At 38.2% G+C, this 26,522-nt stretch carries 26 protein-coding genes and 1 pseudogene; 8 read left to right on the top strand and 19 right to left on the bottom strand.

Features of this window, described 5'->3' with window-relative positions:
- Positions 1-23 precede the first annotated feature (23 nt).
- From JFU20_RS30760 to JFU20_RS18195, 8 genes are all read right to left on the bottom strand, one after another.
- The gene (locus JFU20_RS30760; RefSeq protein ID WP_002164882.1) at positions 24-149 is read right to left on the bottom strand and encodes a hypothetical protein; all 126 of its coding nucleotides are present in this window, start codon (positions 147-149) and stop codon (positions 24-26) included.
- Complete coding sequence (locus tag JFU20_RS30755; protein WP_002164881.1) at positions 88-309, bottom strand: YjcZ family sporulation protein; 222 nt, start codon at positions 307-309, stop codon at positions 88-90. Before JFU20_RS30755 ends, JFU20_RS30760 begins: the two co-directional genes overlap by 62 nt.
- Before the next feature lie 166 nt (positions 310-475).
- Positions 476-1,801, bottom strand: coding sequence for a gluconate permease GntP (gene gntP / locus JFU20_RS18220; protein WP_002164880.1), 1,326 nt, complete (start codon positions 1,799-1,801; stop codon positions 476-478).
- Positions 1,802-1,866: 65 nt separating this feature from the next.
- Positions 1,867-2,592: a GntR family transcriptional regulator gene (locus tag JFU20_RS18215; RefSeq protein ID WP_002015828.1), complete on the bottom strand. Its 726-nt coding sequence runs from the start codon at positions 2,590-2,592 to the stop codon at positions 1,867-1,869.
- Positions 2,592-3,608, bottom strand: a complete 1,017-nt coding sequence (locus tag JFU20_RS18210) for a sugar kinase (RefSeq protein ID WP_201038803.1) — start codon at positions 3,606-3,608, stop codon at positions 2,592-2,594. Before JFU20_RS18210 ends, JFU20_RS18215 begins: the two co-directional genes overlap by 1 nt.
- Positions 3,601-4,356, bottom strand: a complete 756-nt coding sequence (dagF, locus tag JFU20_RS18205; RefSeq protein ID WP_000181936.1) for a 2-dehydro-3-deoxy-phosphogluconate aldolase — start codon at positions 4,354-4,356, stop codon at positions 3,601-3,603. Before dagF ends, JFU20_RS18210 begins: the two co-directional genes overlap by 8 nt.
- Position 4,357: 1 nt before the next feature.
- On the bottom strand, positions 4,358-5,461 hold the full coding sequence (locus tag JFU20_RS18200) for a DgaE family pyridoxal phosphate-dependent ammonia lyase (RefSeq protein WP_002164876.1): 1,104 nt from the start codon (positions 5,459-5,461) through the stop codon (positions 4,358-4,360).
- Positions 5,439-6,539, bottom strand: coding sequence for an amidohydrolase/deacetylase family metallohydrolase (locus tag JFU20_RS18195; protein WP_201038802.1), 1,101 nt, complete (start codon positions 6,537-6,539; stop codon positions 5,439-5,441). The genes JFU20_RS18200 and JFU20_RS18195 overlap by 23 nt, the downstream gene beginning before the upstream one ends.
- A 333-nt stretch (positions 6,540-6,872) precedes the next feature.
- Here JFU20_RS18195 and JFU20_RS18190 point away from each other — a divergent pair, with 333 nt between their 5' ends.
- The gene (locus tag JFU20_RS18190; RefSeq protein WP_201038801.1) at positions 6,873-8,102 is read left to right on the top strand and encodes an eIF2A family protein; all 1,230 of its coding nucleotides are present in this window, start codon (positions 6,873-6,875) and stop codon (positions 8,100-8,102) included.
- 149 nt (positions 8,103-8,251) lie between these two features.
- Here the strand turns inward: JFU20_RS18190 and JFU20_RS18185 are convergent, their stop codons facing one another.
- The 9 genes and pseudogenes from JFU20_RS18185 to JFU20_RS18145 form a co-directional block, all read right to left on the bottom strand.
- Positions 8,252-9,112, bottom strand: coding sequence for a D-Ala-D-Ala carboxypeptidase VanY (locus JFU20_RS18185; protein ID WP_002015822.1), 861 nt, complete (start codon positions 9,110-9,112; stop codon positions 8,252-8,254).
- An 82-nt stretch (positions 9,113-9,194) separates the two neighbouring features.
- A pseudogene (locus JFU20_RS18180) lies at positions 9,195-10,300 on the bottom strand (sensor histidine kinase).
- Positions 10,293-10,991 (bottom strand): response regulator transcription factor, encoded by a 699-nt coding sequence (locus tag JFU20_RS18175; RefSeq protein WP_002015820.1) that lies wholly within the window; start codon positions 10,989-10,991, stop codon positions 10,293-10,295. The pseudogene JFU20_RS18180 and the gene JFU20_RS18175 overlap by 8 nt, the downstream one beginning before the upstream one ends.
- A 205-nt stretch (positions 10,992-11,196) precedes the next feature.
- Positions 11,197-12,303, bottom strand: a complete 1,107-nt coding sequence (gene menC, locus JFU20_RS18170) for an o-succinylbenzoate synthase (protein WP_002164872.1) — start codon at positions 12,301-12,303, stop codon at positions 11,197-11,199.
- Positions 12,304-13,749 carry an o-succinylbenzoate--CoA ligase gene (locus tag JFU20_RS18165; protein WP_201038800.1) on the bottom strand — a complete coding sequence of 482 codons (1,446 nt, stop codon included), beginning with the start codon at positions 13,747-13,749 and terminating at the stop codon, positions 12,304-12,306.
- Positions 13,750-14,075: 326 nt separating this feature from the next.
- A complete protein-coding gene (menB, locus tag JFU20_RS18160) occupies positions 14,076-14,894 on the bottom strand; it encodes a 1,4-dihydroxy-2-naphthoyl-CoA synthase (protein WP_002015815.1) in 819 nt (272 codons plus the stop codon).
- A gap of 68 nt (positions 14,895-14,962) precedes the next feature.
- On the bottom strand, positions 14,963-15,775 hold the full coding sequence (menH, locus tag JFU20_RS18155; RefSeq protein ID WP_201038799.1) for a 2-succinyl-6-hydroxy-2,4-cyclohexadiene-1-carboxylate synthase: 813 nt from the start codon (positions 15,773-15,775) through the stop codon (positions 14,963-14,965).
- A complete protein-coding gene (menD, locus tag JFU20_RS18150) occupies positions 15,772-17,526 on the bottom strand; it encodes a 2-succinyl-5-enolpyruvyl-6-hydroxy-3-cyclohexene-1-carboxylic-acid synthase (protein ID WP_201038798.1) in 1,755 nt (584 codons plus the stop codon). Before menD ends, menH begins: the two co-directional genes overlap by 4 nt.
- A complete protein-coding gene (locus JFU20_RS18145; protein ID WP_002015812.1) occupies positions 17,523-18,917 on the bottom strand; it encodes an isochorismate synthase in 1,395 nt (464 codons plus the stop codon). Before JFU20_RS18145 ends, menD begins: the two co-directional genes overlap by 4 nt.
- Before the next feature lie 193 nt (positions 18,918-19,110).
- On the opposite strand from JFU20_RS18145, the gene JFU20_RS18140 reads away from it, so the two are divergent.
- Positions 19,111-20,064 carry a 1,4-dihydroxy-2-naphthoate polyprenyltransferase gene (locus tag JFU20_RS18140; RefSeq protein WP_002015811.1) on the top strand — a complete coding sequence of 318 codons (954 nt, stop codon included), beginning with the start codon at positions 19,111-19,113 and terminating at the stop codon, positions 20,062-20,064.
- Between the two features lie 279 nt (positions 20,065-20,343).
- Entirely contained in the window at positions 20,344-21,075 is a 732-nt protein-coding gene (locus JFU20_RS18135; protein ID WP_002015808.1) for a yteA family sporulation protein, read from the top strand.
- Between the two features lie 43 nt (positions 21,076-21,118).
- Here the strand turns inward: JFU20_RS18135 and cspD are convergent, their stop codons facing one another.
- Entirely contained in the window at positions 21,119-21,319 is a 201-nt protein-coding gene (gene cspD, locus JFU20_RS18130; protein WP_001193051.1) for a cold-shock protein CspD, read from the bottom strand.
- Between the two features lie 321 nt (positions 21,320-21,640).
- Between cspD and JFU20_RS18125 the strand changes: the two genes are divergently transcribed.
- The 3 genes from JFU20_RS18125 to JFU20_RS18115 all read left to right on the top strand — a co-directional run bounded on the left by JFU20_RS18125 (position 21,641) and on the right by JFU20_RS18115 (position 24,558).
- A complete protein-coding gene (locus tag JFU20_RS18125; RefSeq protein WP_002015806.1) occupies positions 21,641-22,423 on the top strand; it encodes a TIGR00266 family protein in 783 nt (260 codons plus the stop codon).
- Between the two features lie 416 nt (positions 22,424-22,839).
- Complete coding sequence (locus JFU20_RS18120) at positions 22,840-23,007, top strand: hypothetical protein (protein WP_201038797.1); 168 nt, start codon at positions 22,840-22,842, stop codon at positions 23,005-23,007.
- Between the two features lie 205 nt (positions 23,008-23,212).
- A protein-coding gene (locus tag JFU20_RS18115) for an IS3 family transposase (RefSeq protein ID WP_087947136.1) occupies positions 23,213-24,558 on the top strand; the annotation gives its coding sequence in 2 pieces (ribosomal slippage) (positions 23,213-23,654 and positions 23,654-24,558; 1,347 coding nt in all).
- Between the two features lie 50 nt (positions 24,559-24,608).
- Here JFU20_RS18115 and JFU20_RS18110 read toward each other — a convergent pair.
- Entirely contained in the window at positions 24,609-25,379 is a 771-nt protein-coding gene (locus tag JFU20_RS18110) for a MerR family transcriptional regulator (RefSeq protein ID WP_002015805.1), read from the bottom strand.
- Positions 25,380-25,520: 141 nt separating this feature from the next.
- Here JFU20_RS18110 and JFU20_RS18105 point away from each other — a divergent pair, with 141 nt between their 5' ends.
- Together JFU20_RS18105 and JFU20_RS30450 are read left to right on the top strand one after the other, a co-directional pair.
- Positions 25,521-26,243 carry a lipase family protein gene (locus JFU20_RS18105; RefSeq protein ID WP_044443797.1) on the top strand — a complete coding sequence of 241 codons (723 nt, stop codon included), beginning with the start codon at positions 25,521-25,523 and terminating at the stop codon, positions 26,241-26,243.
- Between the two features lie 77 nt (positions 26,244-26,320).
- Positions 26,321-26,455: a hypothetical protein gene (locus JFU20_RS30450; protein WP_002015803.1), complete on the top strand. Its 135-nt coding sequence runs from the start codon at positions 26,321-26,323 to the stop codon at positions 26,453-26,455.
- The last annotated feature ends 67 nt before the right edge of the window (positions 26,456-26,522 follow it).

Below are 26,522 nucleotides of genomic sequence, written 5' to 3'. Positions count from 1 at the left end.
TAAGGTGAGAGTCTTACTGCCCGTTAATGCGGAATAAAATGGCCTTGTGCATATTGCACAAGGCCATTTTCAATAGTTTTTAAATAATTAGCAGCAATATCCACCATAGCCGCCGCCATAACCGCCGTAACCACCATAACCGCCACCATAACCGCCTCCGCCTCCGCCGAAGCAGCTAGCACCGATAATGATTAATAAAATAAACAATACGATTAGAAGCGCAAAACCGCCTCCGCAGCCACGTCTGCGATCGAAATCATCACATCTGCGGTCGCAATCATCATGTCTGTGTTCACACTTTTCGCCCATTATTCTATTCCTCCTTTAGTATCATTCATAACAAGTTCTTCTTGTTCTAAATGAGGGGATTCCATTTATATTATGTTTTCAGGGCGAATCGGAAGCTTGGCTTTCCTAAAAACGGGCTTGTTTCGTGAAAAGAGCTGCAAAAAAAAGATACCTGTTAAGGTATCTTCTAAAGAAACATATTTAATAAAAGAGCAAAGCCAAATGCAATAAATGATAATAATGTCTCAAGTACAGTCCACGTTTTAAACGTTTCCTTCACTGTTAATCCTAAATACTCTTTTACAAGCCAAAATCCTGCATCATTTACATGAGAAAACATTAATGATCCTGCCCCTGTTGCAATAACGAGTAATTCTAAATTTACACCAGACATGTGCTGAATAACCGGTGAAACAATTCCAGCTGCTGTCGTTAATGCTACAGTAGCTGAACCTGTTGCAATTCGGATTAATCCCGCTACCATGAACGCTAAGACGATTGGTGATAATGAAATATGTTCTGCCATTTGAGCGATGGCTGTTCCAACGCCGCTTTCAATTAATATTTGTTTAAATCCACCGCCTGCACCAATTATTAAAATAATGGAACCGACAGGTAGTAAACTTTCATCTGTTAATTTTTTAATCATCTTTTTATTAATTCCTTGTTTTATACCAAGCAAATAAAACGCTGCGAAACATGAAATAAGTAAAGCGATTACCGGACTTCCTACAAATACTAAAAATTCAGTTATTTTTTTCGGTAATGAAATATATGGTGCGACTACTGATAAAATCATTAAAACTACTGGTAATAAAATGATAAAGAATGAAGCTTTACGACTTGGCAAATCAGTAGATACTGTCGTAACTCGAACAAGCTCCGGTTCATTTTCAGGTATAACCCTCTTATGTACCCACTTTGCAAATACCGGTCCTGCGACAATTGCTGTTGGTAACGCGATAATTAATGAATACAATAGTACCTTTCCTAAATTCGCATTATAAATACCGATTGCTGTCATCGCACCTGGATGCGGCGGCACTAGCCCGTGTACAATCGATAATCCAGCAATAACAGGTAACGCAATTAACAATATATTTTGTTTCGTTGTTTTTCGAATTGAAATAACGAGTGGTAATAAGATAACAATCCCTACTTCAAAAAATACTGGAATCCCTATAACAAATCCGGCGAATAACATAGCCCAAGGTAATTTTTTCACCCCGAAGAATCGAATGAAGAAATCTGCTACTTGCATGCCAGCCCCTGAATCGGACATCATTTTCCCTAAGATTGTTCCGAGAGCCAAAATACCAACTAAATGCCCTAGTACACTACCAACACCAGTTTCATAGGCAGTAACAATTTTGGTCAAGTTCAACCCAGACATAATAGCTAAAAATAGACTAGCAACTGTTAAACTAATAAACGCATGCCATTTCCACCATGATACCCCTAAAATAACAATTGCGATCGCAATTAACGTGACGATTAATAAGTATATATCCATATCCCATTCCCCTTCGATATGAAATTTTTTTACAAAAAAAGAGGGAATTGGTCCCTCTTCATTTTTTACACATCATAATTTACAACGTAATGCTGCATTTCCGTATTGTAGTAGCCTTCACTATATTCAATTACTTCGCCAACTTCATCGTAAGAATAGCGCATACGTTTTAATAACGCTGTTCCCTCTTTTTCTCCTAACGCTTCTGCAACGAAATTAGGCGCAAATCCAACAGCGAATTCATCTCTGAAGTTTTCTAAATGTATACCACGGTCCTCGACTAGATCATAAAGCGATTGTAAGTCAAAGTCCGCTAAGTCTGTACTTGCCATTTGTGCTGAGAAATAGTGCGTATAATGAATGTACGGAGTATCATTTAAAGCATATAGACGCTCAATACGAAAACTCTCTTTACCAAACAAACGAAATGGTACTGTTCCTTCTTCATTATGAACCACTTCTGCCTTTAGCAATTTCTTTTGTACTTTATAGCCTTCTTCCACTAACACTTCTGTAAATTTCTTTCCCTTTGAAAGCTTTGTCGCAGAAGTATTTCGAATGACTTTCGTTCCTTTACCACTTTTCTTTTCTAAATATCCTTCTTGAACGAGTTCTTTAATTGCGTTTCGCACTGTAATTTTACTCACTTTGAACTCTTCTTCTAATTGTGGTTCAGAAGGAATATTTGTATGAATGGCATAAACACCATGTAATATTCGATCACGAATAATATTTTTAATTTGTAAATATAATGGACCTCTTTTTCTCGTTACGTTCACCGTTACACCCACTACCTTTCTACATCACCTACTGATGCCGTCATTGCCCGAAGTATATCTTTCTCTGATGACATTGGCGTATCACCGACGATTGTATGTGCAAGCATTCCAGCTGCTGACGCAAATGAAACAGCTTTCTCTGGTGCAAACTCTTCTATCTCGCCATGAATAATTCCGCTCGTATAAGCATCTCCAGCACCTATTCTATCATATACAGAAAACGTAAGTGTTTTGGCAAAAGTGAACGTCCCATCTTTACATATGAATCCGCGAAGTGAGTGTGTATTATCGCTATTAATAGAGCGATGCGTTCCCGCGATCGTAGCGATATTATATATTTCAGCGACTTTTGGAATAAGATCAACAAGCTGTGCTTCTCGCTCCGTCTCTTCCGTTTTCATTCCGAGAACAAACATCGCATCTTTTTCATTCATCATTACAATATCGGCAAGGCCTAGCATTTCTTCATAATGAGGTTTCGCCTGTTCATACCCATCTTCTCCCCAAAGCGATGGACGATAGTTGCAATCGAAAACGACAGTGCCTCCATTTTCTTTAACTGCCTTCGCCAAAGATTTCATATGATGGCGCACAGTATCATTCATCGCAAGGGTAATTCCGCAAAAATGAACGATATCAATTTCTTTTGCGATTTCTTCAAATTGGTACATCTCTTCACATGCCATATTGAAACTACTTTCTAATCGGTTCGAATATGTAACGCGGCTTGCGCGTGCTCCAAATCCATTTTCTAAAAAGTACATACCAACATATTTACCGCCTCTTGAAATAAACGGTGCTTGAATCCCTAGTTTTTGAATGTGCGATACCGCCGCATCTCCAACTGAGTTTTCAGGTAAAGTTGAAATAAGAAAACCTTCATGCCCTAGATGAGAAAGTGCGGCTACAACGTTCACACCTGTACCAGAAAATGAGTAATTTAATGAGTTTGCTTGCGATAGCAATTCATACCCTGGCACTTGCAGGCGCATCATTACTTCACCGAATGCTGCAATTTTCTTACGCATATTGATCAACTAACTTCTTCACGACCGCTAGTAATTCACGAACATCTTCTGTTTTCGTATTGCCAGTTTCTTTATCAATAATAGAAGAGTACACGTGCGGGATAACTTGCTCTACATTTGCCTCTAATGCAATACGTACAATTGTTTCAAAGTTCTCTTTATCAATTCCGCCTGTTGGCTCTAATGCAAATCCTTCTTCCGCACATGCTTTCGCAACAGCGCGATATTCTTCTTCATGAGCCAAGCCTTTCATTGGGAAGTATTTCAATGAATTCCCGCCCATATCACGTACAAGTGCGATTGCTGTTTTAATTGGAACGATTGCTTTTTCTTCCCCAGCTGCACTAATTGGGCCAGTAGAAATATTTACGTAACCTACTTTTCCTGTTGGTGATACTAAACTATTAATCCAGCTATCTTTGCCGCCAAGATTTGCGCGCGTCGCTCCTACTGAAGGGAACACTTGGTTAATATGACTACCAGGATAATGCTTCGCAATTTCAGCTACAACTGCCGCTTGGCGATTATCTCCTGCTCCAAGTCCAATTGATACAGCGTCATCAATTTCTTTTCCGTATGCTTTCATTGCAGTTACTGCTTCTTCTACTGTCGGATAGTCTTTTGATAACACACCGACTACTACATAACCTTCTGCTGCTTCAAAAATGTCTTTCGCATTTCGGATATTGTTCGCTAATACATTTAATGCTACGCGGCCTTTATAAAAACGTTTTTGAATGTTTGTCATCTTAGTTTCCCCCTAAAATTTCTCTCATTTTTTCTTCAATCACATGTATGTCATCGCCTTGAAGTGGACGTGGATCAATATCAAAGAACCCTTGTCTTACTCCGTAATCACGTGTGTAAATTGCGATTTCCCCTTCGCGTAACGCGGTCACAACATCTTTTGCAGTTTTATTTAATTCGTTCTCGTTAATATGAATACGCGCTCTAAAAATTGCTCTTCCTGCCTCATCTTGAACGATCGTTACATTTACACCGTTTAACTCTTTCAGCGGCATAAGTACTTGTAACAACTCTTTTTCTTGCTCACTCTTATCTTCTTTCACTCCGTACTCATCAAGCGCTTGAAGTAAGCCGAAAGTCGTCTCTTTCCCAACTTTCATACTTCTTCCGCTGCAATGTAATTGCACCTTTAGCCATTCAATATATTTTCGTTTACCTCCGACAATACCGGAAGTAGGTCCTTCAATTGCCTTTGAACCGCTATAAATGGCTAGGTCTGAATACTTCACGTATTTTTGAATGTCTTCTTCAGCTGCTGCATCAACGATAAGTGGTACATTATTTCGCTGTGCTACTTCCCACGCTTCTTCAACAGAAATCATATTTTTTTGCACTGCATGATGGGATTTTACATACAGAATCGCAGCTGTATTTTCGCCGATTGCATCTTCAATATGTTCCGCTTTTCCTTCATTTGCGTAACCGACTTCAACTAACTTACCTCCGCCTAAATAAATCATCGTTTCAACAGGAGCACCGTATTGAACGTTATGACCTTTTAACATAATCACTTCGTTTTTCAGGATTACTTCTTGATGAAGTCGTTCACTTTTACGGCGATTTCCTTCTGTAACGATACCAGCGATAGAAAGCGCAATTCCGCTCGATGCTGAGTTCACAACGACCGCTGCCTCTGAATCTAAAATTCTCGCAATATGGTCTCCCGCTTTATCTACTAAATCGGCAATTTCCACATAATTTTGTCCACCATGCTTCATCGCATCCATGACTGTATTTGTCGGAGCGGATACACCTAAAATACTCATTCTACCGCTCGCATTAATAACTCTTTTTAATCCGTACTTAGCATTCAATGAATGACCCATTGATTACAACCCCTTTCGTATCAATTCTTCTTTCAGCAATGCGCTGATCCCCTTCTGAATCAATTAACGTAATCGGTTCATCTTTCACCGTAAATAAAGTTAAGTTTGCAATATCTCCTACTTGAATACGACCAAGCTCTGGTTTCTTAAGCCACTCTGCTGCATTTTTCGTAACCGCATCAATCACTTCTTCGAGCGTGTAACCTAAGTAAAGGAATTTCGAAAGAACGTGAGCCATACTATAAACTGGGCCATGTATACGATTCTTTCGGTAAATATCTGTACTAATTGTATTAAGGGCAATGCCGTGGCGCTTCGCTGCCTCTGCTACTTTAAAAGAAAAGCTAGCATTGCCATGCCCAACATCTAAATGCACACCGCGTTTCACTGCATCTAACAACACAGATAGCGGTTTTCCTTCTTCATCAAATAAATTATTTTCTTTCCCGTTTAAGTAATGTGTAATGACATCATCTTTTTCTAAAAGAGGTACAACTTCCTCTATACGTGGAGGAGCTGAACCGATATGTACCATAATCGGCAATGATGTTTCACGAGATAAAGAGCGCGCTACGTGCAGCGGTTCAATTCCGCTATCACAAACGACACTTTTACTCATTCTCGCTTTTAATCCAACGATTACATCTTTATACTTTTCTACTACATCTATTACTTTCTCTTTATCTATCCATTCCATATTGGATAATTCATCAATTCGTTTCAAACCGATGCGAGAAATATTTAAAAAGGCAAATAAATTCGTTTTTGCCTGTTCTCTACTTTGTACTAAATCTGCGATACGATCAGCTCCGCAGCTTCCCGCATCAACAATTGTCGTTACCCCTTGCTTAACGCCAATTTCATCTACCTCATCGCCATACGGATCAAACTCTGGAAAAGCATGAACGTGCAAATCAATCCATCCACTCGATACGTAAGTACCTGAGTAATCAAGAACCTTTCCACCCTCGCCAGCACCAGCTTTCGTCACCTGTGCGATTTTATTATTTTCAACTACAATGTCAATCTCTTCCCCGTTCACACGCTTCACATTACGTAGCACGAATCGTTCTGTCATTGTATTTCCACCCTTTTCTATAAGAAGCCATAAGAATACGCTTACATTAAAATTTCATTTTATATCTCTTTCACATATTTAGAGTATCACGAAAAAAAAGAAAAGTAAATATAACGTTATAATGTTTAATTCCACATTATTTCCTCCTCTAATGTAAATTTGAAATAAAGTCGTTCTGCTAAAGCGTCATTTTATGGAAAATACTTAATAAAAAAATCAGATATTTTTTAGGTGACAGAGCAAAATAGCCAAAGAAGATTATGAATGAAAATGCACATTTGGATGAGAGTTTCCATTAAATATTAGGACAGCCTATAAGTAGGAGGGATGTTCTTGGAATTTCGGATTTTATTATGTACAATCTTAATCAGCTTTTATCTATCAACGATGGTTAGCGCAGAGACCCCACCACTCACAGCTGCATTTCTCCGCGACCATCAGCTATGGATAAAAAAGGGTAATCAAGAAATACAAATCACAAAGAATCGATATGTGTATTCTCCAAAATGGTCTTATGATGGTAGGTTTATTGGCTATATTGATAGTGATGAAATGGGGAACAAATCTAACCTATTCATTTATGATACTAAGGAGAAAATAAACTATCAGCCTTATGTAAGAGTCGTAACATCTGACTTTAAGTGGTCACCAAACAAAAATCAATTGGCATACACTGATCAAGGTTTATTAAACGTTACAAAAATAAAAAATGGTCGCCCACAAGGTTTTGAAAATGTATCCCTTGGGGTTAGTGATTTCGAATGGTTCCCGAACGGAAAGGAATTTATCGTTTCCTCACACTCCTGCTTGCGTCCTATTGGATGGGGCCCAATCCCACTTTATAAAATTCCAGTAGATGCAAATCTTGCTAAAGATAAAATAAAGCCTTTTTATACGATTCGAACAAATGAAACTGATTTATTTGCGATTGGTACTAACTATTTTAAGTGGAGTTCTGATGGAAAATGGGTTAGTTTTTTAGCCACTCCTACTGCTTCCCTGTCAATGGATAGCAATACGTTATGTGTTATCTCATCAAAAGGGGAACACTTTCAAGCGATAGGTAAACTACTAGGGTTCAAAGACTGGATGAAGTGGGCTCCATCAGCTAATCAACTGGCCTATATTTCAGGAGAAGGAAGGTTTTTGGTAGAAAATAAAAAATTCACAGTTGCAGACATGATAACATCTAAACAACAAAAGGAATACACACCTGTAGGTTATGTAGACCTTGATTTGGAATGGTTCTCACCAGACAAAGTGATTGTGGCTCGTGCAAAAGAGAACAAGGAATGGAAGGAAGGGCCTGTTCCGCCGATGATCACAACGCTTTATATTATTAATATAAAAACAGAAGAACAGAAACAAATCTCCTTCCCAAAAAAGAATGAACTTGATGAAGATCCTCAAGTTGTTGGATCTTATCTTACTTGGTTTCGTAAGAAGACAAATGTATATAAAGGTGATGTCTGGGTGAAGGGGAGTTTAAATGGTCAAGAGTATATGTGGCTTAAGAATGTCGATGAAACTCCAATCTTTTTTACTCTGAATGAAAGCCGTTGAGAATGTTTTAATTACAATCTTCTTCATATGAACATCGTTTCTATTATTAAGAATTGTACCTGTTCCTCTATTTTGATTCTCCCACTATAGAGCGCTATTATGGGAGAATCAAATTTCATCCCGCAAAATCCCGATTGGTGAAGAAACACCTATTCCTGAACAGTCACAATAACCCCGTCCATATTGTTCCCCGAAATTTCATACTGCTTATTCACCGGAACATTCACGTTCATACGATCTGAAACTTTATAATAAGAAACCGTATATTTCTTACCTTCAACCTCCGTTGAAACTTCTTTTTCCTCTTTTAAGAAGTCCAAATATTCCTCTAACGTAATTTTCTTTTTTTGCATAATTGCGCTATGTGGTAAGCCGACATAACGTATGTGCCACGGCTCATATTGAATGCCCGTAATGTTACTTTTATTTTTCGGATAACGTAAAACAAATCCGTGCTTCCATACGTTCTCTTCAATCCATTTTCCTTCAGGCGCTTTCTCCATTTTCTTTTGAGTAGACCCAACGTCGAGTGATAAACCTAAATTATGTTCACTATATCCTGCTGGAAGTGCATAATCAGATCCCATTTCTTTATATAATTTACTTTGTTCTTGAAAATCTCGGTAACCGCTACTCATTAAGAAATGCTGTACTCCATCTTTCCCAGCTGCATCGACAACGTTCAAAAACTTTTTTACAACACCCTTTGATAAGCGAAGATTTCTATCAAATATTACATAACCTCTTACTAATTCACTATTGTGATTTACATTTATAATATCGGACCTAACACTATCTTTTTTAACCGGGTAATCTTTATTAACTAATAATAGATCACCTTTATAAATTTGTTCCTCTGTAACCTCTATCTTTTCAGTGTTCGCGGCTTTTATTTTGTTATCTTTTTCTGCAATTTTAACATCGATCTCCTTTTGAAATACTGGTGATATATAAAAGCCTACACATGCTGTACATACTATAAAAAGAGAAATAAATACCCACTTTTTCATTTCTAGTTCCTCCTTAACGTAACTTACGTATAGAATAGAAAAAACTATTAAAATAAAAAGTGGGGTAAAGTTTAAATTTTTATTAAATTGCTTTGCTCTCTTCTTTTGGTAATCTCACTTCAAATATCGTTCTAATTACGTTACTTTCAGCAGAGATTGTCCCATCATGCTGTTCGATAATATTTTTTGCGATAAATAGCCCAAGGCCTGTTCCGCCCTGTTGCTCTGACCTGGCCTTATCACCTGTATAAAACATATCAAATAAATATGGTAAATCCTCTTCTGGAATGCTATCTCCGTAATTAATAATTTGTACAACTACCTCTTCATGATCAATATATCCGTTCACATCAACAAACTTTCCATCGTATCCATAGCGAATCGCATTCGTTAAAAGATTTTCAAATACTCGAGCTAACAATTTCCCGTCACCGTTAATAGGTAAATGCGAATCCATATTCAATCTCGCTTCTAAACCTTTTTTTCTAATAACGGATATAATTCTTCATCTAACTGTATAAGTAATTCACTTATATCAATTGGTCTTTTTTCAATTTGCAACATGCCATAATTCATTCTCGTTATTTCAAATAATTCATCAATTAAGATTTCAAGCCTTTCGGATTTCGTAAAAGCAATTGTGGAAAAATGTTTAATTTGTTCCTTCGTCAAATTCTCATCTTTAAGAATTAAATCTAAATACCCTAAAACAGATGTTAGCGGCGTTCTTAAATCATGAGCTAAGTTGACAATAAGCTGATCTTTACTACTTTCCGCAAAGTCTCCTCGTTCAACCGCTTCTTTTAATTTTTCACTCGCTACATTAATTTCGCGTGCGATATATCCAAATTCATCATTTGATGAAACACGAACTTGATTTGAAAAATCTCCGTTCGCAAGATGATGAATCCCGTTCGAAATCTCATCAAAATATTTTAAATATGGTCTAGTAAGGAAGAAGAAAAACATAATGGACAGAGGAATAAATACAATTAAAAAGAAATTAATGTCCCCAATTTGTCTTACCATTGAACGAAATTGGGCTAAAGGATCCTCATAACGAACTGCTAATTTATAATAGAGACGTAGCCCCTCATAAATTAAATACGTTACGCCACCAGCTAATATCATACTTAACGCAAATAGCATAATCATCTTCGAGCGAAAGCTTCTCATCGTTTTAGCCATTGAAAGTATAACCTACCCCCCACACTGTTTTTATTAACTTATCCTTTCTTTTATCTTCCCCAAGCTTTTTTCGCAAAGTACGGATATGTACCATAACTGTATTTCCACTTTCGTAATACCCTTCAGCCCATACTTGCTGAAAAATATTTTCCACACTGTACACTTTCTTCGGATGACTTGCTAATACATATAAAATATCAAATTCTTTTGGTGTTAATTCAATTGGCTCTCCGTACACATTTACTGTTCTTCGCTCAGGATCAATAGCGACTCCGCCTATTTCTAAAGCAGATTTATTCTCCGCTACTTTCGGCTGATTTAACGTAAGAAATCGGCGTAATTGTGCATTTACACGTGCGACTAATTCAATCGGTGTGAAAGGCTTTGTCATATAATCATCTGCACCTAATACAAGACCTGTCACTTTATCAAAATCAGATGTTTTCGCACTTAAGAAAATGATTGGCATGTGGTGCTTGCCGCGAATCTGCCTCGTCACTTCATATCCATCCATTTTCGGCATCATAATATCTAAAACCACTAAGTCAATTGGCTGAGTTTGAATAATATGCATGGCTTCTTCTCCATCAGCTGCTTTAACGACGTGGTAACCCTCTTTTTCTAAATGTATCTCAATTAAATCAGCAATTTCCGCTTCATCATCAGCTATTAAAATTGAAATGCGCTTCATTTTAGTCCCCCTACTTTATTCTGTTTTCATACGCTCGATTTTAAACTAGTCTATCCAATTTGTACAATAAGAAAAGGCTACCCGTAAGAGTAACCTTGATAAATGAAATTATATCGGCGATTTTTTAAATATATCGACTTACCGACAATTAACGACAAAATCATCCCGCTATTTGCAGGTAGTCAGTACTAATAAAAGCTCCCATTCATCGCTCAAAAATAATCCGCTGCTTTGTTATTTCTTCCAACCTGCCTCGATCTACTTCATACTCACGTTCAATACTTTGCGGTACCCTTACTTTTCCGCCTTCAAGCATCACTTCCGGTGAAATAATATCCCTCTCCCAATGTCTACTAGAAGCAGATATATCTCCTGGAATCGTAAAGTTTGGCAATGAAGCGAGTGCAACATTTTGAGCTCGTGAAATCCCCATTTCTACCATGCCACCGCACCAAACTGGTATGTTATGCTCCATACAATAATTATGGATTTGAACGGACTCTGTTAATCCGCCCACTCGCCCTGGTTTAATATTAACGACGCGGCAACTGCCAAGCGTAATCGCAACACATGCGTCTTCTAAACTATGGATGCTTTCATCTAAACAAATTGGTGTTTCAATTTTCTTTTGCAACTGTGCATGATCAAGAAAATCATAATCCGCTAACGGTTGTTCAATCATCATAAGCCTAAATTCATCTAGTCGTTTCAACTTCTCAGTATCCGCTAATGTATAAGCTGAATTTGCATCAGCCATTAACGGGATATTCGGAAACTCTTTACGAATTTCTTTCAGCAATTCGTAATCATGTTCTGGCTTTATTTTCACTTTAAAGCGCTCGTATCCTTCTTCCGCGTACTTCTCGATTTGTTTTAGCATAACCGGAATCGTATTGATCCCAATCACAACGCCGACTTCAATTTCAGACCTATTTCCGCCAAGCAATATCGCTAACGACTGCTTTTGACGATTCGCATATAAATCCCAAACAGCACCTTCAATTCCGGCCTTTGCCATTCGGTTTCTCTTTATATGTTGGAACAAAGACGGTACTTCATTCGGATGAGAGATTTCAGCTTTCAATAAATCTGGTAATAAAAAATCCTGAAGTACATGCAGCGCTGTCTTCACCGTTTCTTCCGTATACCACGGTTCAGAAAATGCAACGACTTCACCAAAACCAATGTATCCATCTGTATCTTCTAATTCAATGACGATACTTTCACGCTTTTCATAAGTCCCGTAACTTGCCGCAAACGGGATAATGAGCGGCATTTCCGTTATATAAAGTGTCGCTTTTTTTATTTCCACCTACATCTCCTCCACTAATTGTCTTAACTCTCGTCTTAACAATTTCTTCGAAGCATTTCGTGGTAATTCCTCTAAGAAACATGCTTTCTTCGGCACTTTATATTTCGCTAATTTCTCTTCGCAAAAACGAAGAATTTCTTCTTCTGTTACGTCTCCACTTTTTACAACAAAAGCAGCTGGTACTTGTCCCCAACTTTCGTCAGCCATACCGACAACACCCGCTTCTACTACCGCCGGATGAGAGAGCAATACTTCTTCAATTTGAGCTGGATATATATTTTCTCCGCCAGAAATAATTAAATCACTGCGGCGATCTAATACGTATAAAAATCCTTCTTCATCTAAATAACCGAGGTCACCAGTATGAAGCCATCCATTTCTGATCGCCTCATGCGTCGCATCTTCACGGTTAAAGTAGCCACCTGTTACGTTCGGTCCTTTTACTACAATTTCTCCTTCAGCACGGGGCGGCACAACTACGCCGTCTTTTTCAATACGAAGCTGACACTGAAATAGTGGTTTTCCGGCTGATCCTACTTTCGTTAACATGTAATCTGCTGTTAACGTACAAATTTGCGATGATGTTTCTGTCATACCGTACGTTTGATACACAGGAATTCCTTTTTCTACACACGTTTCTAATAACGGTTTCGGCGCTGGTCCTCCGCCAAGTAACATGCATCGTAAAGAAGATGGATATGTCTCTTCTCCAAGTCGTTCTAATAGATCCGTTAGCATTTTAGAAACGACAGAAATAATCGTAACGCCTCTCATTTGAAGTGCTTTATGAATAAAATTAGCATCATATTTTGGAACGAGTAAAATGCGCATTCCGTACATAATATTTTTCATTAAAAGAGATAGCCCGCCAACATGGAACATTGGCATACAGGCTAACCAACAATCATCATCACGGAGCCCTAAATTAAGCGAAGAACCGACTGCACTTGCCCAGTGGTTACCGTATGTTAAAATAACGCCTTTCGGTTTCCCTGTCGTCCCTGACGTATAAATAATTGTCATCGCTTCTTCTAAAGAGAATTCTTCTTGTATAAATGCTTCCGCCTTCGGTCCTTGCATCACTTCAGCAAATGAACATACTGGAACATTTTCCGTCTCAAACTCTTGATCCGTCACTAAACAAACAACTTCCGCATCATCCATTTGCCAAAGTAGCTCTTCTCTTGAAAGACGCGTATTTAAAAGCACAGCTACTGCACCTATGTAAGATAGGGCGTGAATAACTGTAATCATCTCCATACCATTTTTCATCAGAACAGCCACCTTTTGCGCCCGCTTCACTCCTACATGCGTGAGGTGTTCACAAACAGATACTACTTTTTCATGCAGCTGCACGAAAGTAACCTTCTCCTCTTCAATTTCAATTGCAGTGCGATCAGGTGTTAAAAATGCACGTTGCATTAACCAATTCGGCATCGTCTCCATCACTCATTCTCCTTTCATGAAAGAAAGAGACCTGATATGACATCAAGTCTCTTAGTTGTTTTGTTTCCGGTGTGATCTTTTGGTTGCGTCTCACATTGTGTGCGAGCCGCTTCCGTCTAAGAACCTTCCGCACGAGAAATTAAAAAACACTTTCTGTACGAAAGAACCTTAGCCTACGGGGCTAAACAGTCGGCTCCGCTTTTGAGACATCCAGCTGCGCCTCCTAGCCCCTTCCGTCTAAGAACCTTCCGCACGAGAAAGTAAAAAACACTTTCTGTGCGAAAGAACCTTAGCCAACGGGGCTAAACAGTCGGCTCCGCTTTTGATCAAGGGAAACGAGGGAATTGACCGAAGTCCGGAGTGCGTTTTTCTTTGAACGCGTCGCGGCCTTCTTTTGCTTCGTCAGTTGTGTAGTACAATAACGTTGCGTCTCCAGCTAGTTGTTGAATACCAGCTAAACCGTCTGTGTCTGCGTTGAATGCAGCTTTTAGGAAACGAAGTGCCATTGGGCTGTTTGCTAAAATTTCTTGTGCCCATTGTACTGTCTCTGCTTCAAGTTGTTCTAATGGTACTACTGTGTTTACTAAGCCCATATCAAGTGCTTCCCCAGCACTATATTGACGGCATAGGTACCAAATTTCACGAGCTTTCTTATGGCCTACCATACGAGCTAAATAACCAGCTCCGTATCCACCGTCAAAGCTTCCTACTTTAGGACCTGTTTGTCCGAATACAGCGTTGTCTGCAGCAATTGTTAAGTCACATACGATATGAAGTACGTGTCCACCACCGATTGCATAACCTGCTACCATTGCGATAACTGGTTTAGGGATTGCGCGAATTAGACGTTGTAAGTCTAATACGTTTAAACGTGGGATTTGATCGTCACCTACATAACCACCATGACCGCGAACTTTTTGATCGCCGCCAGAACAGAATGCACGTCCACCTTCACCTGTTAAAATGATAACGCCAACATTTGCATCATCACGAGCGTGTGCAAAAGCATTGATTAACTCCATTACCGTTTTAGGACGGAATGCATTATGTACTTCAGGGCGGTTAATCGAAATCTTTGCGATGCCATTGTATGTTGAATAAATAATATCTTCGTAATTGCCTTCTTTTACCCATTCAATAGTCATTACTATTACCTCCTTTTATATTTCTGATCTCCGCTATAAGTGCAACTTCCTTCTTGCTGAAAAAAGTATCACTGCATAGTTTTTAGAAATCCCTTTACTATTGTATCAAACTTTTCCGGTTGTTCCACATGAATTGCATGGCCAGCCCCATCAATTTTGACAAATTTCGCATGAGGGATGCATTTTCCGATGTTTTTTAATAGGCGAAAGAACTTTTCATCGCTTTCTCCATTCAGTAAAAGGACAGGCGTTTTTAGGTTTTGCAATTCGTTCCACCATGAAGGCTGAGCCCCTGTTCCCATGCCGCGAAGACTATTTGCAAGTCCTTTTGGATTATTAGCAAGTCGTTCTTTTCGCACCGCTTCTTTTACGTTTTGGGCTAAACGTTTTTGCGTTTCAAATAGCGGAATATTTTCCCACATCGATACAAAACTTCGGATGCCTTCTTGCTCAATTTTATCGGCAAGTCGTTCATCTTTTTCCTTGCGTTCTTTTCGCTCCTTTGCACTCTCAAGTCCAGCTGTACAGTTTTCTAAAAGAAGCGAACGCACATATTCTGGATATAAGCATGCCATCGTAATCGCAAGTCTACCACCCATTGAATAGCCAAGTATGTGCGCATTTTCAATATGAAGATGATCCAGTAGTTCTTTCATTTGCAGTGCCACATTTTGAATATCATAATGCGTCACATCTTCAGGACTTTCCGTTTTCCCGTGTCCAACAATGTCTACTAGAATGACTTGAAACTGCTCGCTCCAAGAAGGAATAAAGGAACCCCACGTTTCCATGCTTCCCGTAAAACCATGAAGAAGTAGAAGTGGTTCCCCGCTTCCGGCTACTTCATATTCATACGATACACCTTGCAATGTTACTTTCATTTTGATTCACCTTGCAAAGATGTAGTAATAACGTCCATTGTTTTTGCCCATAGTTCACGATGTAATTTCAAGTTTTCTTCGCGATTCGTACAAATTTCCACAACGTGTAATCCATTCGTTTTCGTTCCAGTTTGTACTTCTTCTCGGAAGTTTTCCCAACCATTTACACGGCTAAATGAACCACCATACATTTTGACAACATGTTCATAATCAAGCCCAATTGGTGTTCCAAATAATGATTCGAAATGTTCCTTTTTCTCGTATTGTGGTAAGAATGAGAAAATACCTCCACCATCATTATTTACAACAACAATCGTTATATTTAATTCATGTAATTTTGCGGCTAATAATCCGTTTAAATCGTGATAAAATGATAAATCACCGATTACTAATACGAGCGGATCACAAATAATACTCGCTCCTAAAGCTGTTGAAATGATTCCATCAATACCATTTACACCGCGGTTCGCCATTACTTGAATGTTTTTATCCGATGTGAAGAAAAATGAATCGGTATCGCGAATTGGCATACTATTACTTGCAAATAACGTTGCCCCTTCTGGTAATACACGTACAATATCCGTAATTACTTTTCCTTCAAACGCCGTTTCATATGCTTCCATCTCACGAAGCGTTTCTCTCGTTTTCTCGTTTATATGTTTCCACATTCCGAACCAATCATTCTTTTTCATAACTGGCATTTTCTCTAGTAATGCTCTGCAAAATTCAATGTCACTAGCTTGTACAACTTCTGTCGCAACTAGAGCTGGATCTCTCCATTGTCCAGATTCATCAACAACGATATGAACAGCTTTCGTTTGTTTTTTGATGAACTGCGTTAATGCTTTAGAGACAGGCATTCCTCCGAAACGAATTAAAACATTCGGCTTCCACGTTTCTTTTAACAATTCATTTCGTAAAAATGTATCGTAACAATCTATAACCATCGTTTTATCATGATTACCACTACGGAGGTTAGAAAGTGGATCTGCTAAAATTGGATACCCTGTTTTCTCAGCTACTTTCATAACAACTTCTGTTATTTCTGGATGACTGCCGTCTCCACAAATAATAAGCCCCTTTTCCATATGTGAAAGGCGCCCTACAAGAGAATCTACATATTCACTCGGCATCGTCACGTTCCCTTGCTGAACTACTCCTGTATATTCACCACGCCCTTTATCCCATAAACTTTCTAATGAGAAATCCGGTATAAGCGGCTCGCGAACTGGAAAATTAAGATGAACAGGTCCTTGCGGCGCTAGAAGTGCGCTTGCTATCGTACGCTGCGTTGTCATTCGAGCGTAATGATACATTGCTTCACTTGCTTCAGGAAGTGCCATCTCTATAAATTGCTTCACAAAAGTACCGTATAAATTAAATTGATTCATCGCCTGTGGTGCACCCACATCTCGTAATTCATGCGGTCTATCCGCTGTCAATACGATAAGCGGCACTCGTGAATGAAACGCTTCACATACAGCTGGATAATAGTTCGCTGCTGCCGTTCCTGACGTACATAATAGCGCAACAGGATGTTTTTTTGCTTTCGCAATACCGAGCGCAAAGAATCCTGCTGATCTTTCGTCTACATGTAAATATGTTTTCATTCCTTCATGTTGTTCCATTAGTAAGGCAATCGGCGTTGACCGTGAGCCTGGACTAATGACAACATCACATACATTTAGACGCGTCAGTTCGTCCACGAACGCGCCTAAATAATATGATAATGCTTCTATATGATTGTTCATTTCATTAATTCCTCCAAAGCACCAAGCATCGGTCTAAACTTCAAACTTGTTTCTTCATATTCAAGCTGCGCTACTGAATCAATTACGATACCACAGCCGGCAAATAAGGATGCCTTCTCGCCATTTAATAATCCGCAGCGAAGTGCAACCGCAAATTCACCATTTCCTTCATCATCTATAAAGCCAATTGGTGCACCATATAATCCTCTATCTAAAAGCTCTACATCACGGATTAATTTCAACGCCTCATGACGAGGTGTACCACCAAGAGCTGGTGTTGGATGTAATTCTTCTACCATCGTTAAAAGACTCGCATCGCCTTTTGCCTCTACAGGCGTATATAAATGAATTAAATTTTTCGTCGTTAATAAGCCTGGGCTCTCCGGAATATTAACAGATTCGCAATGCTCACTTAGCACACCTCGAATCATGTTAACTACATAACCGTGTTCAGCCAAATTCTTTTCATCATGAAGAAGCGTCTCACCATTTTGTTTACTTTCTTCTATAGAATTGCCATGACCAATTGAACCAGCAAGGCACATCGATGTGAACTTCTCGCCTTCTTTTCGAATCAATCGCTCAGGTGTCGCCCCTAAGAAGCATGCTCCTTTATAATCAAAAGAAAATACGTAACAATCCGGTTGCCCAATGCGAAGCGCTTCTAAAACAAGAACGGAATCAATATGCTGATCCATCGTTAATTTTAGCTCCCTTGCTAATACAACCTTCTGCACGTTCCCTTGCTTCATTTCATCTTGCACTTTTCCAATCGCGTTCATCCAGCCACTCGGATCAACTTCTACTTTAGAAGTAACTGTTAATTTTGATCCTACTAGTGCACATTTACTCTCTTGTAAAATTCTCTCTTCTACAGAAATAATTTCGTTATAAAGAGTTTCTGCACAATCTTCAGCTGAAACGAACTGATTAATCGTTAACCACGCCTTTTCATTTTTTACAGTTAATAAAAATGCTGGTAGTGAAAATGTGGTATCATCAAATTCTTTCCAAAGATTCGTTTTTTCTTTTTCTTGGTCAAATGAAAATCCACCAAATAAAAGAGGACCTGTTCCAAATTCGTATCCTTCTCTTTGTACGAATGCTTTCTCTTTTACTTTATCCCACTCGTCACGAGCAGTTTGAAAGCGTTTGTGAGAAGAATTTGCTATAGTGAAAACAGAGCCAATCCCAGCAAATATTACATGCTGAGCTGGGTCTGCAAAATAACATCTATTTTCGAATGCGATCCTTTTTCCTGCTGCATAAAACAGAAGTGGATCCACCCAATCTATTTGTTTTACAAAACTAACTAATGTTTTTTCATCGGTCGCACGCTTAATAGCTGTAACAAGAACTTCTTGTAAGCCTTTTCGTTTCGTTTGAATCACAATTGTCTCCCCCCTATGGGCGAAAAATAGTCATAATTACGCTTGATTTTAAGATACACCTCAAAGGAAAGGCCTGTCAACGTTTAGCATTTCTGAGAAATTCACCTTCTCTTCCTAGAAAATAAACGTTGACACTAAATGATGCTTTTTCTACACTTAATTGTGTACAATATGTGACCAAGGAGGATTCAACATGGAAATGAACGTCGAAACGAATTCCTCTCCTACGGCGCCAAAGCCAAGTAAACAAACAGGCTGGCGAATTTGGTGGAGTTTATTACGTCCCCATACATTAACAGCAGCTTTCGTTCCTGTTTTCATCGGAACAGCTTTTGCAATGCAGGTCGGAGGTATAAATCAAATACATCTTCCTCTTTTCTTTATGATGCTTCTTGCTTGCCTTCTCATTCAAGCAGCAACGAACATGTTTAATGAATACTTTGATTATAAAAGAGGACTCGATCATGAAGGTTCAGTTGGAATCGGAGGTGCTATCGTCCGCGATGGCATTAAACCAAAAACCGTTCTTAACTTAGCATTCGGATTTTTAGGCATCGCAACGCTATTAGGTGTTTATATTTGTATGAACTCTAGCTGGTGGCTTGCTGCAATCGGTCTTGTTTGTATGGCCGTTGCTTACCTTTACACCGGTGGCCCTATTCCAATTGCGTACACACCATTTGGAGAGCTAACAGCAGGATTATTTATGGGTGTCATTATTATTGGTATTTCATTCTTTATCCAAACAGGGGCAGTAACATCAGAAGTGATTTTATTATCTATTCCAAGCTCCATTTTAATTGGTGCAATTTTACTATCTAACAATATTCGTGATTTAGATGGTGATAAAGAGAATGGTCGTAAAACGTTAGCAATTCTCGTTGGACGCGAAAGAGCCGTTGGTGTACTTGCTTCTATGTTTATCGTTGCCTACATTTGGACAATCGCTTTAATCATCGTTAACATCGTATCACCATGGATGCTTATCGTATTCTTAAGTGTACCGAAAGCATTTAAAGCGACGAAAGGCTTTATCGGCAAAAGCATTCCAATGGAAATGGTACCTGCGATGATTTCAACAGCAAAAACAAATACAATTTTCGGTCTCCTAATGGGAATCGGATTATTGCTTGGATACTTCCTATAAAGTGAAACTTTAATCAGTGGGGGTTTTGTTCATGACCCACTGATTATTAGCCCGCACCAATCGGGCGTTTACGGGCAGCCCGACTCCCACCTAACTTCTTTGCTCCAGCCAAATTCTATGGTGGGAGTTTTACTGCCCGGCAAATAGAGGGATAGAAAGGAGCTGCTTATGCGGCTCCTTTTTTCATATACCGACTTCCCGGCTGAAATTCATCTCATAATTCCTACTCTCAACGCTCATACTATGTAAAGAAACTGAATTGTAGGAAGGTGGACGACTATGTTAACTCCACAACAAATAAATCAATTTAAATCTATTCTAGAAAAACAACAGCAAGAAGTTGAACAAACGATACAAACTCATGAAGATGAAAACCGTGCATCTGAACGTGATTCAGTAGGAGAATTGTCTAGCTATGACAACCATCCAGGTGATATGGCTACAGAATTGTACGAACGTGAGAAAGATTTCGGACTCATCGAATTTTGGCATAAACAGTTAGAAGATACGAAACATGCTCTGCAAAAAATTGAAGCTGGTACGTACGGAATTTGCGAAGTGTCTGGTGAGGAAATTCCATTTGAAAGATTAGAAGCAATGCCAACTGCTACAACGTGTATTCAGCACACTACAAATAAATTAGATATGAAGACGCGCCCAGTTGAAGAAGAGGTGCTAGATCCTTCGTTTCATAAGCACGACGAAGATCATTCTGTAGAGTACGATGCTGAAGATGCTTGGCAAGACGTCGCAAATTACGGAACATCAGAAACACCATCCGATTTAGAAAGACAGGATTCAAAAAACTATAATGGCATGTACGTAAATAGTGAAGAAAATGTTGGGTATGTAGAGGATTTCGAAAACTTTATCGGAACAGATATGTATGGAAAAAACCCACAAGTTTTCGCAACAGAAGAACATGAAGAATATGAACAATTGCTTGATGACTTTGAAGAACGCACCTTTAAAGGTGAATTATCTTCAGATGAGTCTGGTTCTAAAGCATAAAAAAAGCATTCCGAAATTCGGAATGCTTTTTTTCGCTAGCTAATTAGTTTTTTGTAACGTTAGCTGCTTGTGGTCCGCGGTTTCCATCAACGATTTCGAAAGAAACTTCTTGACCTTCTTCTAAAGTTTTGAAGCCGTCGCCTTGAATAGCTGAGAAATGTACGAATACGTCTTCTCCGCCTTCAACTTCGATGAAGCCAAAACCTTTTTCGCCGTTAAACCATTTAACTTTACCTGTTTGCATGTCATGTACCTCCTAAATAAAAATGAAACTATGAATCCACATGAAAAGGTGGATATAAAGGACATGAATGTATAACAAGCTTACAGCCTTTAATACAACGTGCTTTATTTCCGTACCACATTATGTAGCTCAATAGTGTTTTCACTATATCATGCTATATCAAAAACGTCAAATGAGAACACTTTCGTCCCATCGTTTTTTATAATTCTAGTATAACCTTAAATTTTCATTCTATTTTTATTCAAAAATTAATAAAACTACAGTATTCTAATTCCTTTGATTTCTGTACAATATAATTACTACATATGATGAGGTGAAAAAATGCAAGCACATGAAATCGAGTATAAATTATATGGCGATGATATGCAGTTTGTTGAAATTGAATTGGATCCAGAAGAAAGCGTTGTCGCAGAGGCTGGCGCAATGATGATGATGGAAGATCATATCGAAATGGAAACGATTTTCGGTGATGGTTCTGGACCATCTAATGGTCTATTCGGTAAATTAATGGGCGCAGGTAAACGTCTCGTTACAGGTGAAAGTATGTTTATGACTGTATTTACAAATACAGGTCATGGCAAACGACACGTATCATTCGCCGCTCCTTATCCTGGAAAAATTATTCCTGTTGATTTAACAGAATATCAAGGAAAAGTAGTCTGCCAAAAAGATGCATTTCTTTGTGCCGCAAAAGGTGTTTCTATCGGAATTGAGTTTACTAAAAAAATAGGAACTGGCTTCTTCGGTGGTGAAGGTTTCATCATGCAGAAACTTGAAGGTGATGGTCTAGCTTTCATGCATGCAGGCGGAACTGTATATAAGCGTGAATTAAAACCTGGTGAGAAACTTCGCATTGATACAGGTTGTCTCGTTGCAATGACAAAAGACGTTAACTACGATGTTCAATTCGTTGGAAAAGTAAAAACAGCTCTATTTGGCGGTGAAGGTTTATTCTTCGCAACGCTAGAAGGTCCTGGAACGGTTTGGATTCAGTCCTTAACACTTAGCCGCTTAGCAGCACGCCTTACAAGCCCAGCAGCTCAAAACAGCGGTGAAGGTAGCGTTTTAGGCGGACTTGGTCGCCTTTTAGATGGGAAAGAATAAATAGTGTCCTTCTGGGGCCTTAGCCATCAACTTAAGAGAATGAATAAAATTAAAACACCCTTTCATAGTACTGCATGAAAGGGTGTTTTAATTTACGTCTACAAACAACAACACGTTGGTTGAGGAGTTACGCATACTAGGTGAAGAATTCCGAAATGAATTTTCCAAATCATCAGTCCATGAGGTTAGATAATATGTCCAGACATAATGCTTTCCTCGTTTTTTCTCCATTTTGGTTCACCCGCATTATTTAGATAAAATCTGCCTTAAGCTAACGGGCAGGTTAGTTTAATAAGGTAATATTTGGATTAAAATAGATATAAGTAAAAAATTAATAAGGTTTACTTCAGTAAAATAAGGTATATTATATTGGTTGAATAGATTCTCTTTAAAGACAAGAAAAGTAGGTGAACAAAGTGGGAAAATATCAATTGGATTACAAAAGTCAGGTAGCTGTGGCAAAGTTTCATGAAAAACAGACGCCTGCCAAATTTGATAAAAAGCAGCAACTTGAAAAATTGCGTGCGGAGTATTTGAAAAAAAGCAAAAACAAACAGATAAATAATATGTTACATTTTCCCTAATTTTCTGTATATGGTGCAAACAAACACAAGAAAATAGGTAAGTTATTCATCGTTCAAATATATACAGGCTATTTTTCAAACCTCTTACTTAATGAACTAACGCATGCGTTAGTTCATTAAGTATAACTAAAAAAGTCGATTCCTTGAGATTGTGAAGTGCACCCCAATTGTTAGACACGGTCTAACAATTGGAGGTGCATTTTTTATGGCTAAATTTTCTTCAAAAGAAAAAATCCAAGCAGTGAAACGATATTTAGATGGTTCAGAGAGTGGAAAAACAATTGCTAAATCTATAGGAGTTACTCCTGTTTTAATTCGTGAGTGGATTAGACGATATGAATCTTCAGGTGAAAGGGCCTTTGACAAGTGCTATACATTATACCCAGCTCAGTATAAACTAGATGTACTTTATTATATGAATGAACACGGGACATCTATCAGAGAAACAGCGGCGCTTTTCAATATTCCGTCTTATGAAACACTTCGGAAATGGAAAATAGCCTATGAAACAGGAGGATTGGATGCCCTACAATCAAAGAAAAAGGGGCGTCCAACCATGAAAGATAAAAAAATAAAACCAGTAGTAGAAGGTTCAATAGAAGCACTACAAGCCGAAAATGAGCGTTTACGGATGGAAAATGCATATTTAAAAAAGTTGAATGCCTTAGTTCAAAACAAGGAAAAATCACCAAACAAGACAAAGCGCAAGTAATCTATGAGTTAAGGCATGAATTTCCTGTCAAGGAGTTACTTCAACTCGCAAACATTCCACGTAGTACGTACTATTACTGGATGAAACAGTTCAATCGTCCTGATCCAAATGCAGAAGTAAAAGAACTGATTCAAGCTATTTATAATGAACACGATGGGTGTTATGGGTATCGTCGTATTCGTGATGAACTTATGAATCGTGGACACAAAGTAAATCATAAAAAAGTGTATCGCCTTATGAAAGAATTAGGGTTAAAATGTCTTGTTCGTATGAAAAAATATCGCTCTTACAAAGGGACAGTTGGGAAAATTGCGCCAAATATTTTAAATCGCAACTTCCAAGCTGTAAAACCAAATGAAAAGTGGGTTACAGATATTACGGAGTTTAAGTTATTTGGGGAGAAGTTATACTTATCACCAATGTTGGATTTGTTTAATAGTGAAATTATTACCTATACAATTGGTTCAAGACCGACCTATTCCCTTGTTTCAACGATGTTAGATCAAGCTTTTGAACGTATAACAGATCTGGATAAACTCCTCATTCATTCTGATCAAGGTTGGCACTATCAAATGAAACAATACCGTCATTCTCTTAAGAACTGTGGCATTACTCAAAGTATGTCTCGCAAAGGAAACTGTTATGACAATGCCGTTATTGAAAATTTCTTTGGTATCATGAAATCAGAATTTCTGTATCGAAAAGAATTTGAAAGTATAACACATTTCAAACAAGAATTAGCAAAGTATATAGAATACTATAATCATAAAAGAATTAAGGCAAAATTAAAGGGTATGAGCCCGGTACAATACCGGGCTCATACCCTAGAGGCTGCCTAATGAAACGACCTGTCTAACTTTCGGGGGTCACTTCATTGAAATCGGCTTTTTTATTTAGGTGGACTATACAAACCATTTTTAACCATATAACATTCCATCGCTTCATTAAGCCATAACTCTTCTTCCTCTGTATAAGGAGAAGGCATCGTATTATTATATTGTTCTTCTACATTCTCTAATTTACCTAGAGAATACATTGTCTCTTCACCGACATACTTAAGAGTCGCTTTCATATGTTCATCAACCAATTTTTGCACTTCTGAATCCTCAATTTGTCTTCCAAATAACCTTTTCACTTCTTTTGCTAAACGCATAAACTCTTTATCAAGTGCTATGTCCTCTTCTTCCGGCTTATTATATAATCCATCAGCCACTTCTTTTGATACATATTCTTCAAGCCATAAACGTTGTTCGTTTTCTTTTTGGATACTATTAATTAAGCTCATTAATATGTTACTATCTACCTCTTCATCTTCCTCAAGGTATACCATTGTTCGTTCAATCGCCTTTATCGAAACTTCAAGTTGTTTTTTCTTTTCTTCAAAGGCTACTCTTTGATTTTGTAATGTTTCTTTTAAGCTTATATTCAAACTTTTCACATTGAGCATGACACGAATTTCTTCTAAACTATATCCTAATACTTTAAGACTCACTATTTTTTGGAGCGCTAATATATCTCTATCTTTATATACACGGTGTCCTGAACTTATATTTTTTTCAGGTTTAAGCAGGCCAAGTTCATCGTAATACTGTAGTGTTCGTATTGATATACCTGTTCTCTTTGAAAATTCACCAATTGAATAGCCTTCCTTTTTGCTCATCCTACACTCCTCCTAACAATATGTTTACAAAAATCATACTCCCTCACGTAACTGTAGGTTCAAGCCTTTTTTCAAAAAGAATGAATCAAGTCCCTCACTGCATATATTGAACTATACCTTTTCTTAAGGAGGGCTTGCTTGATGCGTACTCCTTTATCCTTTGATAAAGATACTGCCATATTGTTAGCATCTTGTTGTGAGTTAACGTATGAACAATATAAACAAAATGGGATTTTTGAAATACCTGATGGATTCCAATATGTACAAGGCTTTCAAGGAAAAGCGATTCAAACGATGGAATGGTTTGGGTTCATATTAGAATCTGAAGATACGATTATTGTAGCTTTTAGGGGCACACAAACAGATACAGATTGGATTATCGATTCACTCGTCAACCAAAGACCATACCCATACGCTTTAAATAGCGGAAATGTTCATAACGGCTTTCTTTCCATTTATGAATCTTGCCGGGATTCTATTATGGATATGCTCGTGTCATTACCAGCCCATAAGAAACTTCTTGCAACAGGCCATAGCTTAGGCGGCGCGCTCGCCACACTACATATACTCGATGCGCGTATCAACACCGCCTTCGCACAGTACGGTCTTTATACATTTGCCTCTCCCAAAGTGGGCGATATTGCATTTCGTAATTATTATAAACTACAAGTAGCTAGTAGCTTTCGCTTTGTTAATTTATTTGATGTCGTTCCTCTTCTCCCTCCGCGCAATGTCCATTTTAATGAACAAGACTGGGAATATGCACATGTTCATCACAACATGACTTTTACAAAAAACACAAAATCTATTACAAATAATCATGCCATGACAACATACAAAACATGTCTGACTTCTCATTTTTAACCAGTAAACAATTGGAAATTAAATATCCTTATACTATAATAATATATGAAATTATTTTTTGGATGAGGGGACCTTACATGCTAAAATTTATCTTTGCACTTTTTCTCATTGTAATTTTTACGTTTACGGGTTTCTTTACATTTTCATACTTTGCGACTGGAGAATATGGTGGAACAGGTATCATGTATACTGCCATCCCATTTCTTTCTTAAGCAAAAAAGGAAAAACGAGCTTAATGAGATTAAGCTCGGTTTTTTAAGTGATTATATTCCTCTTTTA

Origin of the sequence: Bacillus sp. TH30 (assembly GCF_016650875.1) — a bacterium.
In the GTDB taxonomy this organism is placed as follows: domain Bacteria; phylum Bacillota; class Bacilli; order Bacillales; family Bacillaceae_G; genus Bacillus_A; species Bacillus_A mycoides.
This window is presented reverse-complemented; position numbering and strand designations above follow the sequence as displayed.